Source organism: Streptomyces mangrovisoli (assembly GCF_000974985.2).
GTDB lineage: Bacteria > Actinomycetota > Actinomycetes > Streptomycetales > Streptomycetaceae > Streptomyces > Streptomyces mangrovisoli.
Window position 1 is genome coordinate 23,914 of record NZ_LAVA02000123.1, and the last position, 12,090, is coordinate 36,003.

Below are 12,090 nucleotides of genomic sequence, written 5' to 3' on the forward strand. Positions count from 1 at the left end.
GGGTCGCACACTCCGGCGCCATGCCCAACGTCTGCCCCGCGCGTGCAGCTAACAATCGTTCACTTCGCTGCGATTATTCCTGCTCGTATCCTGGGGCGGCATTCGATCCGTCGTACGCGCGCCGGTCCGCGACACGGCGCACGCGTTGGTGTGAGAGAGGTCGCACGTTGCGTCAGCCGACCCGGGGCGAGGGCCCCGACTCGCCGGTCCGTCCGCCGCAGATCCCGGTCGTCGTGCTCGCCGGATTCCTCGGCTCGGGCAAGACCACCCTGCTGAACCATCTGCTCCACCGCAGCGGCGGCAGCCGGATCGGCGCGATCGTCAACGACTTCGGGGCCATCGAGATCGACGCCATGGCCGTCGCCGGCGCCCTCGGGGACTCCACCGTCTCCCTCGGCAACGGCTGCCTGTGCTGCGCGGTCGACGCGAGCGAACTCGACACCTATCTCGACCGCCTCGCCCGGCCCGAAGCCGGTATCGACGTCATCGTGATCGAGGCCAGCGGCCTCGCCGAACCGCAGGAACTCGTCCGGATGCTGCTCGCCAGCGAGCAGCCCGGCATCGTCTACGGCGGGCTCGTCGAGGTCGTCGACGCCGTCGAGTTCGACGACACCCGGGCCAGGCATCCGGAGATCGACCGGCATCTCGCCCTCGCCGACCTCGTCGTCGTCAACAAGACCGACCGGGCCGAGGACGGCGAGCGTGTCCTCGCCCTCGTGCGCTCCCTCGTCGACGGCGCCGCCGTCCTGCCCGCCCGTTACGGCCGCGTCGACCCGGAGTTCCTCTTCGACTGCCGGCCCGGCGAGGAGCGCATCGGCCAGTTGTCCTTCGACGACCTGCGCGACGCCGAGGGTGAGGACGAACCCGCGGGCCACGCCGGGCACTTGCACGCCGGCTACGACAGCCTCTCCTTCGTCTCCGACCTCCCGCTGGACCCGCGCCGGCTGATGGCCTTCCTCGACAGTCGGCCCGAGGGGCTGTACCGCATCAAGGGGTACGTCGACTTCGGGCCGTACGACACGCGCAATCGCTACGGCGTCCATGCCGTCGGGCGGTTCCTGCGCTTCTACCCCGAGCCCTGGCCGGCCGGCGCCCCGCGCCTGACGCAGATCGTCCTCATCGGCTCCGGCATCGACACCGCCGCCCTCGGCAAGGAACTCGAGGCCTGTCGCAGCGGCGCCCCGCACGCCGACGAGCACGGCATGTGGGGCGTCCTGCGTTACGTACCGGATCCGGAGGAGGACGTACCGGATCCCGACGGCCACGGACCGGATCCCGAGAAGGACGTACCGGATCCCGAAGAGGCCGGCTAGGCCGGGCCCGCCACCACCGACACCGTCTTCGCCAGCGACACGCCCGAACCGTCGCGGCGCGGGTCGATCTCCGGGAGGTCGACCGGGGTGCCGTTCTTCTGCGCGGCGCGGGCCGGGATCGGGCCCGCCCAGGCCAGGGACAGGCAGTCCTCGCCCTTCAGGAAGCGCTGGCAGCGCACGCCGCCGGTCGCCCGCCCCTTGCGCGGGTACTGGTCGAACGGGGTCAGCTTCGCCGTCGTCTGCACGGAGTCGTCCAGCGTGCCGCGCGAGCCGGCGACGGTGAAGACCACCGCGTCCACCGCCGGGTCCACCGCGGTGAACGAGATCACCTTCGCGCCGTCGGTCAGCTTGATGCCCGCCATGCCGCCCGCCGGACGGCCCTGCGGACGCACCTGGGACGCCTGGTAGCGCAGCAGTTGGGCGTCGTCCGTGATGAAGACCAGGTCCTCGTCGCCGGTGCGCAGTTCCACCCCGCCGACGATGCGGTCGCCCTCCTTGAGGGTGATGACCTCCAACTCGTCCTTGTTGGTCGGGTAGTCGGGGACCACGCGCTTGACGACGCCCTGCTGGGTGCCGAGCGCCAGACCGGGCGACGACTCGTCGAGCGTGGTCAGGCAGACCAGCGTCTCGTCGTCCTCCAGGGAGAGGAACTCCGAGAGCGGCGCCCCTCCGGCGAGGTTCGGCGCCGCCGCCGTCTCCGGGAGCTGCGGCAGGTCGATGACGTTGATGCGCAGCAGACGGCCGGACGACGTCACCGCGCCGACCTCACCGCGCGCGGTCGCCGGGACCGCCGAGAGGATCACGTCGTGCTTGGCGCGGCTGCCGTCGGTGTCCGCCGGGAACGGCTCGCCGCCCGCCGTGCGGGCGAGCAGGCCCGTCGAGGACAGCAGCACGCGGCACGGGTCGTCCGCGACCTGGAGCGGCACGGCCGACGTGGGCGAGCCCGCCGACTCCAGCAGGACCGTACGCCGCTCGGTGCCGAACTTCTTCGCCACCGCGGCCAGTTCGGCCGAGACCAGCTTGCGCAGCTCGGTGTCCGAGTCGAGGATCCGGGTCAGCTCCGCGATCTCCGAGTTCAGCCGCTCCTTCTCCGACTCCAGCTCGATGCGGTCGAACTTGGTCAGCCGGCGCAGCGGGGTGTCCAGGATGTACTGCGTCTGGATCTCCGACAGGGAGAAGCGCTCGATGAGGCGCTGCTTCGCCTCGGCGCTGTTGTCGCTGGAGCGGATCAGGCGGATGACCTCGTCGATGTCGACGAGCGCGGTGAGCAGGCCCTCGACCAGGTGGAGACGGTCGCGCCGCTTGGTGCGCCGGAACTCGCTGCGGCGCCGTACGACATCGAAGCGGTGGTCGAGGTAGACCTCCAGGAGCTCCTTCAGGCCGAGCGTCAGCGGCTGGCCGTCGACCAGGGCGACGTTGTTGATGCCGAAGGACTCCTCCATGGGGGTCAGCTTGTACAGCTGCTCCAGGACCGCCTCCGGCACGAAGCCGTTCTTCACCTCGATGACCAGGCGCAGGCCGTGCTCGCGGTCGGTGAGGTCCTTGACGTCGGCGATGCCCTGGATCTTCTTGGAGCCGACCAGGTCCTTGATCTTGGCGATGACCTTCTCGGGACCGACGGTGAACGGCAGTTCGGTCACCACCAGGCCCTTGCGGCGGGCCGTCACCGTCTCCACCGCGACCGTGGCGCGGATCTTGAAGGTGCCGCGGCCCGACTCGTACGCGTCGCGGATGCCGGACAGGCCGACGATCCGGCCGCCCGTGGGCAGGTCGGGGCCGGGGACGAACCGCATCAGGGCGTCCAGGTCCGCGTTCGGGTAGCGGATCAGATGGCGGGCGGCCGCCACGACCTCGCCGAGGTTGTGCGGCGGCATGTTGGTGGCCATGCCGACCGCGATGCCGGACGCGCCGTTGACCAGGAGGTTCGGGAACGCGGCGGGCAGGGCCACCGGCTCCCGCTCCTGGCCGTCGTAGTTGGGCGTGAAGTCGACCGTGTCCTCGTCGATCGACTCGGTCATCAGGCTGGTCGCCTCGGCCTGGCGGCACTCGGTGTACCGCATGGCGGCCGGCGGGTCGTCGTTGCCCAGCGAACCGAAGTTGCCGTGGCCGTCGACCAGCGGGACGCGCATGGAGAACGGCTGCGCCATGCGCACCAGGGCGTCGTAGATCGACGCGTCACCGTGCGGGTGCAGCTTGCCCATGACCTCGCCGACGACACGGGCGCACTTGACGTAGCCGCGCTCGGGGCGCAGGCCCATCTCGTTCATCTGGTAGACGATGCGGCGGTGCACCGGCTTGAGGCCGTCCCGGGCGTCCGGCAGGGCGCGGGAGTAGATGACCGAGTACGCGTACTCGAGGAAGGAGCCCTGCATCTCGTCCACGACGTCGATGTCGAGGATCCTCTCCTCGTACGAGTCGTCGGGCGGCGGGGTCTTCGTGCTGCGGCGGGCCATCGCTGCCGGCTCCTCCTGTTTCCTGGTCGCTCGCCTAGGGGGCGCTCACCCCTCCGGCTCACTCCTGCTGAAGCGTGAACGGACATCCGATGCGGACCATTGTGGACCGCGCGACTGACAACGCCGACCAGGACCCGTCCCTTCGCCGTTCCCGGCGTTCGATCCCCGGCGTTCGATCCCTACGGTCGCACCCCCGGCCCCCGTGGCCACACGCACCCCCGCCCGCCCCACGGTCCGCCGTGCCGATCTCGCTCTCGGCGTACGACCTCCGGGAACTTCGCCGAGGCCCCGTCCGCTTGCATACAGTGGCAGGACCGGCAGGATCCCGCGATCCGGCCACGGTGCGCCGAGGGTTCGGCGGCCGGGGCCGAGCGCGGTTTCCCCACAGCTTTCGCGAGCGAAGGGACGTACATGCCCATGGGTCACACGGCCACAGCCGAGGCAGGCTCCGGGGGCCTGACAGCGACCGAGCACCGCCTGGCCAACGGTCTTCGGGTGGTGCTCTCCGAGGACCACCTGACCCCGGTGGCGGCGGTGTGCCTCTGGTACGACGTCGGCTCGCGCCACGAGGTCAAGGGCCGTACGGGCCTGGCGCACCTCTTCGAGCACCTGATGTTCCAGGGTTCCGCCCAGGTGAAGGGCAACGGGCACTTCGAGCTCGTGCAGGGCGCGGGCGGTTCGCTGAACGGCACCACGAGCTTCGAGCGCACCAACTACTTCGAGACCATGCCCACCCACCAGCTGGAGCTCGCCCTCTGGCTGGAGGCCGACCGCATGGGCTCCCTGCTCGCGGCCCTCGACGACGAGTCCATGGAGAACCAGCGCGACGTCGTCAAGAACGAGCGCCGCCAGCGCTACGACAACGTCCCCTACGGCACCGCCTTCGAGAAGCTCACTGCGCTCGCCTATCCCGAGGGCCACCCCTACCACCACACCCCCATCGGCTCGATGGCCGACCTGGACGCCGCCACGCTGGAGGACGCCCGCGCGTTCTTCCGCACGTACTACGCGCCCAACAACGCCGTCCTGTCCGTGGTCGGCGACATCGACCCGGCGCAGACCCTCGCCTGGATCGAGAAGTACTTCGGCTCCATCCCCGGCCACGACGGCAAGCCCGCGCCCCGCGACGGCGCGCTGCCCGAGGTCATCGGCGAGCAGCTGCGCGAGGTCGTCGTCGAGGAGGTCCCCGCGCGGGCGCTGATGGCCGCCTACCGTCTCCCGCACGACGGCACGCGCGCGTCGGACGCCGCCGACCTCGCCCTCACCGTCCTCGGCGGCGGCGAGTCCTCCCGCCTGTACAACCGCCTGGTGCGCCGCGACCGTACGGCCGTCGCCGCCGGGTTCGGCCTGCTGCGCCTGGCGGGTGCGCCCTCCCTGGGCTGGCTGGACGTGAAGACGTCCGGCGACGTGGAGGTCCCGGTCATCGAGGCCGCCATCGACGAGGAGCTCGCCCGGTTCGCGGCCGAGGGCCCCACGCCGGAGGAGATGGAGCGCGCCCAGGCCCAGTTGGAGCGCGAGTGGCTGGACCGGCTCGGCACGGTCGCCGGCCGCGCCGACGAACTGTGCCGGTACGCCGTCCTGTTCGGCGACCCGCAGCTCGCGCTGACCGCCGTGGACCGGGTGCTCGCGGTGACGGCCGAGGAGGTCCAGGAGGTCGCCAAGGCCTGCCTGCGCCCCGACAACCGCGCGGTGCTCGTGTACGAGCCCGTCTCCGCCGAGGCGGCGGAGCGGTCCGAGGACGCCGACCCGCCCGCGGACCCGGAGTCCGAGGCGACCGTGGAAGCCGACGACAACGAGGAGACGGCCCAGTGACCGAGCTCGCCCCGATGGACTTCCACCCCCAGCCGCAGGCCGGGGACGCCCGGCCGTGGGCCTTCCCCGCGCCCGAGCGCGGCACCCTCGACAACGGGCTGACCGTGCTGCGCTGCCACCGCCCCGGCCAGCAGGTCGTCGCCGTGGAGGTGCTGCTCGACGCCCCGCTCGACGCGGAGCCGTCCGGTCTCGACGGTGTCGCCACGATCATGGCGCGGGCCTTCTCCGAGGGCACGGACAAGCACTCCGCGGAGGAGTTCGCCGCCGAGCTGGAGCGCTGCGGCGCCACCCTCGACTCGCACGCCGACCACCCCGGGGTCCGCCTGAGCCTGGAGGTCCCCGCCTCCCGGCTGCCGCGCGCCCTGGGGTTGCTCGCGGACGCCCTCAGGGCACCCGCGTTCGCCGACGACGAGGTCGAACGGCTGGTCCACAACCGCCTCGACGAGATCCCGCACGAGCTGGCCAACCCGGCCCGCCGCGCCGCCAAGGAGCTGTCCCGGCAGCTCTTCCCGGCCACCTCGCGCATGTCGCGCCCGCGCCAGGGCACCGAGGACACGGTCACCAAGATCGACTCCGCGGCCGTCCGCGCGTTCTACGACCGCCATGTCCGCCCCTCCACCGGCACCGCCGTGGTCGTCGGCGACCTCACCGGCGTGGACCTGGACGCTCTGCTCGGCGAGACGCTCGGCGCCTGGAGCGCGCCCGCGGCCAAGCCGAAGCCGGTGCCGCCGGTCAGCGCCGACGACACCGGCCGTGTCGTCATCGTGGACCGCCCCGGCGCCGTCCAGACGCAGCTGCTCATCGGACGGGTCGGCCCCGACCGGCACGACCGGGTCTGGGCCGCGCAGGTGCTCGGCACGTACTGCCTCGGCGGCACCCTCACCTCCCGGCTGGACCGCGTCCTGCGCGAGGAGAAGGGATACACCTACGGCGTACGGGCGTTCGGGCAGGTCCTCAGGTCCGCGCCGGACGGCAGCGGCGCCGCGATGCTCGCCATCAGCGGCTCCGTCGACACCCCGAACACCGGACCGGCCCTCCAGGACCTGTGGACGGTGCTGCGCAAGCTGGCCGAGGGCGGGCTGACCGACGCGGAGCGGGACATCGCCGTGCAGAACCTCGTCGGTGTGGCGCCGCTCAAGTACGAGACGGCGGCGGCCGTGGCGAGCACGCTGGCCGACCAGGTCGAGCAGTTCCTGCCGGACGACTACCAGGCGGCGCTGTACCGGCAGCTCGCCGCGACCGGCACGGTGGAGGCCACCGCGGCGGTCGTGAGCGCCTTCCCGGTGGACGGGCTCGTGACCGTCCTGGTCGGTGACGCGGCGCAGATCAAGGAGCCCGTCGAGGCCCTCGGGATCGGCGAAGTCACCGTCGTCACGGCGGAGTAGCGGCCACCCGCGGCACCGCGAAGCGGCGGCCCACGCGGCACCGCGGAGCAGCGGCCCACGCGGTCCCCGCGGACCGGCGGCACGCGCGAGGCGGCCCTGGTGACCGACACGTCACCAGGGCCGCTTTGTGCCCGATTTGGGCGGGAGCGGACTGTCTGTTCTGTGGCATGCGCTACAAAAGAGGCGGTCCGTTTGGGAATTGAAAGTGAGTCGCTCTAGCGTCGATCCGGCTGTTCGTCGTGCAGTGCGCCGCACCCGCGGCACCGGACAGTCATCGCCGAGTCCCCGTACGGCGCGAGCCAGGGGAGCCGGGGACCCATCTGTGAAGTCCCTGGGGTGAATCGGGCGCCCGCGCGAGCCGCGTGGGGGTCCGTAGGAGACCTTCCTGCTCCGAACCCGTCAGCTAACCCGGTAGGCGAGAGGGAAGGAAAGGACCAGCCACTACATGGCGTTCATGTGCGCCCCCGGCAAGCACCGCCGTCCGGGCCGGATGAAGCGTTCCACCGCGCAGGCGGCGGGCATCGCGGCCCTCGCCACCACCGGGGTCGTCGGCACCGTCGCGGCCGCCCCCGCGCTCGCCGCGGAGAACTCCGCCGAGACCACCGGTCTCGTCCCGGTCGTCAGCATCGGGGACACGGTCCCCGGCCACATCGACGCACAGGCCACCGCCCAGCGGCGGGCCGCGGAGCAGGAGCAGGCCCGCAAGGAGGCCGCCGAGCTGGCCCGTCAGGAGCGCGCCGCCGAGGCCCGCGCCGCCCGCGCGGCCGAGCGTGAGCGCCTGAACACCTTCGTCGCCCCGATCAGCGACTCCTACGTCTCCACCGGGTACGAGGCCAGCGGCGGCCTGTGGTCCTCCGGTGCCCACACCGGCATCGACTTCCACGCCGCGTCCGGCACCACGGTCCACGCGGTCGGGTACGGCACGGTCGTGCAGACCGGCTGGGGCGGCGCGTACGGCAACCAGATCGTCATCAAGATGCACGACGGCACGTACACCCAGTACGGGCATCTGTCGTCCATCGGGGTCTCGGTGGGCCAGCACGTCACCATGGGCGAGCAGATCGGCCTGTCGGGGTCGACCGGCAACACCACCGGCCCCCACCTCCACTTCGAGGCCCGTACGACGCCCGAGTACGGCTCCGACATCGACCCCGTGGCCTACCTCCGCAAGCACGGTGTGAACGTCTGACCGTCGTATCACCACATCCGCTTCACCGCTTCGAAGCCCCGGCTCCCCACGCCGGGGCTTTCGTCGTTTCACCGGCCCCGTTGTCCAAAAAATATCCCCGGATTCCGGCCCGGCGTCGGAAATTGCGGCCCGTTGCAATAGAGTCGCTGAACGCACGTCAATGGACGACGTTTCATGGGCATTAAGGCGGAGGTCGGTCATGCGTATTCCGGCGCACTCGGTGTGCACCGCGATCCGGGACGACATCGTCGCGGGTGTCTACGAGCGCGGCGGCCGGCTCACCGAGGAACTCCTCGCCCGCCGCTACGGCGTGTCCCGCGTGCCCGTCCGCGAGGCCCTGCGCACCCTGGAGGCGGAGGGGTTCGTCGTCACCCGCAGGCACGCGGGGGCGTGTGTCGCGGAGCCCACCGAGCTGGAGGCCGCCGACCTGCTGGAGATGCGGATGCTGCTGGAGCCGCTGGGCGCCTCCCGCGCGGCCCAGCGGCGCACCGAGGCCCATCTCAAGGTGCTGCGCGGCCTGGTCAGGCTGGGCCAGGAGCGGGCCAGGCGCGGCACCAGCGAGGATCTGCGCTCGCTGGGCGGCTGGTTCCACGAGACGCTGGCCCAGGCCTCCGGGAGCCATGCCCTGACCTCGATGCTGACCCAGCTGCGGCACAAGATCGCCTGGATGTACGCCGTCGACGCGCCCGCCAGCCCGGTGGAGTCGTGGGCGGAGCACGGCGCGATCGTGGACGCGGTGGCGCGCGGCGACGCCGAGCGCGCGCGGGCGATCACGGCGCTGCACACCGAGCGCGCGACCTCCGCGCACCGGCTGCGCTTCACCGGCGGCGCCGAGCGCACGGACCGTGTGAGGACTTCGCAACATCCCGTAAACATCTCGGGCCCGCGGCATTAACACGCGCGCTGTATACAAAGAGACAGCTAATCGGCGGGGTTTGTTTTCGCTGCCCGAATTCTGGCGCGCCGGGAAATTCCGGTCGCGCTTCTTTCGTATGCCCGCGTGATTTCGTGCGCGGGTGATCAAATTCGGGTGAGGGCGGTCGAATTCCGCATGGGTGGCGTCGAGTGGGGTGACGGTACTCATGGGCGGCGTTGCACGGTGACCGTACTCACGCGTGCCGTCGCGCGGCGGCGGTGTGGGGCTTGGCGCGTGGTCAGGGCGGGACGCGGACGGGAGAAGACGACGGAGCCGTGCCGCCCGGGTCGGGCGGCACGGCTCCGGTGCTCGGTGCGGCGGTCGGTCAGACCGTCTCGGGGAGCTCCTCGAGGCCCTCGGCGACCAGCTTGGCCAGTCGCTCGAGCGCGGCGTCCGCGCCCTCGGCGGCGGAGGCGAGCACGATCTCCTCGCCACCCTGGGCGCCGAGACCGAGCACGGCCAGCATGGAGGCCGCGTTGACCGGGTCGCCCCCGGCCTTGGCGATCGTCACCGGGACGCCGGTGGCCGTGGCGGCTCGGACGAAGATGGAGGCGGGGCGGGCGTGGAGACCCTCGGCCCAGCCGACGTTGACGCGGCGCTCAGCCATGTGATGCTGCCCTTCAGTGTCTCAGGGTTGTCTAGACCAGTGTCCCATATCGCGACGCGTGCCCCGTGCGGCGTGCCGCGCGGCACGGCGCGGTGCCGTCCGGATCGGCGGTCGGGCCGGGGCCCCGGACCGTCGGCCGGCCCGCTTCGCCCCCTCAGACTGCCCCGCGCCGTTGTCGTACGCGAGCCGTAGTCTGGGCCCCATGCAGACCTCGTCGGACCGGCACGAGTACCCCACCCACTGGGAAGCCGACGTGGTGCTGCGCGACGGCGGCACCGCACGGATCCGCCCCATCACGGTGGACGACGCGGAGCGCCTGGTCAGCTTCTACGAGCAGGTGTCGGACGAGTCGAAGTACTACCGCTTCTTCGCGCCGTACCCCAGGCTGTCCGCCAAGGACGTCCACCGCTTCACGCACCACGACTTCGTGGACCGGGTGGGACTCGCGGCCACCGTGGGCGGCGAGTTCATCGCAACCGTACGCTACGACCGCGTCGGCCCCTCCGGAGCGCCCGCCTCCGCCCCCGCCGACGAGGCCGAGGTCGCGTTCCTGGTCCAGGACGCGCACCAGGGGCGCGGGGTCGCCTCCGCCCTCCTGGAGCATGTCGCCGCCGTCGCCCGCGAGCGCGGCATCCGCCGCTTCACCGCCGACGTGCTGCCCGCCAACACCAAGATGATCAAGGTGTTCACGGACGCCGGGTACACCCAGAAGCGCAGCTTCGAGGACGGCGTCGTCCGCCTGGAGTTCGGCATCGAGCCCACGGACCGCTCGCTGGCCGTGCAGCGCGCGCGGGAGCAGCGCGCCGAGGCCCGGTCGGTACGGCGGCTGCTGACGCCGGGCTCCGTCGTGGTCGTCGGCACCGGACGGGCCCCCGGCGGCGTGGGCCGCAGCGTCCTCGACAACATCAGGGACGCCGGGTTCGCCGGCCGCCTGTTCGCGGTCAACAGGGCGCTGCCGGACGGGCAGAAGGAACTCGACGGCGTGCCCGCGCACCGCTCCGTCCGCGACATCGACGGCCCCGTCGACCTCGCCGTGGTCGCCGTACCCGCCGAACGGGTCCCCGAGGTCGTCGACGAGTGCGGCGAACACGGCGTCCAGGGCCTCGTCGTGCTCTCCGCCGGGTACGCGGAGAGCGGTCCCGAGGGCCGCGAGCGCCAGCGCGCGCTGGTCCGGCAGGCGCGCGCGCACGGCATGAGGATCATCGGCCCCAACGCCTTCGGGGTCGTCAACACCGCCCCCGGGGTACGGCTCAACGCCTCCCTCGCCCCCGAGATGCCGCGCCCCGGCCGCATCGGCCTGTTCGCCCAGTCCGGCGCCATCGGGATCGCGCTGCTGTCCCGCCTGGAGCGCCGCGGCGGCGGGGTGACCGGCGTCACGGGCGTGTCGACCTTCGTCTCGTCGGGCAACCGCGCGGACGTCTCCGGCAACGACGTCATCCAGTACTGGTACGACGACCCCGACACCGACGTCGTCCTCATGTACCTGGAGAGCATCGGCAACCCGCGCAAGTTCACCCGCCTCGCCCGGCGCACGGCCGCGGCCAAGCCGCTGGTGGTGGTGCAGGCGGCCGGTTCCGCGCCCCAGGGGCACGCCGTACGGGCGACGCGGCTGCCGCACGCGACCGTGTCCGCGCTGCTGCGCCAGGCCGGGGTGATCCGCGTCGACACGATCACCGAACTGGTCGACGCGGGCCTGCTGCTCGCCCGCCAGCCGCTCCCCGCCGGACCCCGGGTGGCGATCCTCGGCAACTCCGAGTCCCTGGGCCTGCTCACCTACGAGGCATGCCTCGCCGAGGGGCTGCGGCCGCTGAGGCCGCTGGACCTGACGACGGCGGCCTCGGCGGAGGACTTCCACCGGGCGCTGTCGCGGGCGCTGGCCGACGAGACGTGCGACGCGGTGGTCGTCACCGCCATCCCGGCCGTGGGGGAGGACTCGGCCGGGGACGCGGCCCTCGCGGAGGCGCTGCGCTCGGCGTCGGCCGCCGTACCCGGGAAGCCGGTGCTGGTGGTGCACGTGGAGCTGGGCGGCCTCGCGGAGGCGCTGTCCGCGGCGGCGAACACCGGTCCGGGCGCCCTGGGCCGCCCCGCCCCGGACGCGGACGGGAATCCCGGCACCGGTCCGAACCCGGGCACCGGCCTGAACCCGGGCACCGGTCCGAATCCGGGCACCGGCCTGAATCCGGGCACCGGCCTGGACCCCGGCACCGGTCCGAGCTCTGGCACCGGTCCGAATCCGGGCACCGGTCCGCACCCCGGTACCGGCCCGAACCTCGGTACCGGCGCGCCCGCCCCGGCGTCCGTCCCCGAAGCGCCCGCCCCCGCGTCCGGCCCCGCCTCGCCCGGCATCACCCGGCCCGGTGCCGCCGCTCCCGCCTCCCCGCCCCCCGCCACCCCCCGTCTCATCCCCGCCTACCC

8 protein-coding genes and 1 riboswitch are annotated in these 12,090 nt (G+C 72.5%); of the genes, 6 read left to right on the forward strand and 2 right to left on the reverse strand.

Annotated elements, in window-relative coordinates:
• The first annotated feature begins 167 nt into the window (after positions 1 to 167).
• Positions 168 to 1,313, forward strand: a complete 1,146-nt coding sequence (locus WN71_RS36905; RefSeq protein ID WP_046587938.1) for a CobW family GTP-binding protein — start codon at positions 168 to 170, stop codon at positions 1,311 to 1,313.
• Here WN71_RS36905 and WN71_RS36910 read toward each other — a convergent pair.
• The gene (locus tag WN71_RS36910; protein ID WP_046587940.1) at positions 1,310 to 3,766 is read right to left on the reverse strand and encodes a DNA gyrase/topoisomerase IV subunit A; all 2,457 of its coding nucleotides are present in this window, start codon (positions 3,764 to 3,766) and stop codon (positions 1,310 to 1,312) included. The genes WN71_RS36905 and WN71_RS36910 overlap by 4 nt on opposite strands.
• Before the next feature lie 411 nt (positions 3,767 to 4,177).
• Between WN71_RS36910 and WN71_RS36915 the strand changes: the two genes are divergently transcribed.
• The 4 genes from WN71_RS36915 to WN71_RS36930 all read left to right on the forward strand — a co-directional run bounded on the left by WN71_RS36915 (position 4,178) and on the right by WN71_RS36930 (position 9,047).
• Positions 4,178 to 5,578, forward strand: a complete 1,401-nt coding sequence (locus WN71_RS36915; protein ID WP_046587943.1) for a M16 family metallopeptidase — start codon at positions 4,178 to 4,180, stop codon at positions 5,576 to 5,578.
• Positions 5,575 to 6,963, forward strand: a complete 1,389-nt coding sequence (locus WN71_RS36920) for a M16 family metallopeptidase (protein WP_046587945.1) — start codon at positions 5,575 to 5,577, stop codon at positions 6,961 to 6,963. Before WN71_RS36915 ends, WN71_RS36920 begins: the two co-directional genes overlap by 4 nt.
• 265 nt (positions 6,964 to 7,228) lie before the next feature.
• A riboswitch (cyclic di-AMP (ydaO/yuaA leader) is annotated at positions 7,229 to 7,396 on the forward strand.
• 12 nt (positions 7,397 to 7,408) lie between these two features.
• Positions 7,409 to 8,152 (forward strand): M23 family metallopeptidase, encoded by a 744-nt coding sequence (locus tag WN71_RS36925; RefSeq protein WP_046587947.1) that lies wholly within the window; start codon positions 7,409 to 7,411, stop codon positions 8,150 to 8,152.
• A 199-nt stretch (positions 8,153 to 8,351) separates the two neighbouring features.
• Positions 8,352 to 9,047, forward strand: a complete 696-nt coding sequence (locus tag WN71_RS36930; protein WP_046587950.1) for a GntR family transcriptional regulator — start codon at positions 8,352 to 8,354, stop codon at positions 9,045 to 9,047.
• Positions 9,048 to 9,393: 346 nt separating this feature from the next.
• Here WN71_RS36930 and WN71_RS36935 read toward each other — a convergent pair whose 3' ends face one another.
• Positions 9,394 to 9,675: an HPr family phosphocarrier protein gene (locus WN71_RS36935; protein ID WP_046587952.1), complete on the reverse strand. Its 282-nt coding sequence runs from the start codon at positions 9,673 to 9,675 to the stop codon at positions 9,394 to 9,396.
• A gap of 202 nt (positions 9,676 to 9,877) precedes the next feature.
• On the opposite strand from WN71_RS36935, the gene WN71_RS36940 reads away from it, so the two are divergent.
• Positions 9,878 to 12,090 (forward strand): GNAT family N-acetyltransferase (locus WN71_RS36940; RefSeq protein ID WP_107469864.1); only part of this gene is annotated, 2,213 nt, incomplete at its 3' end.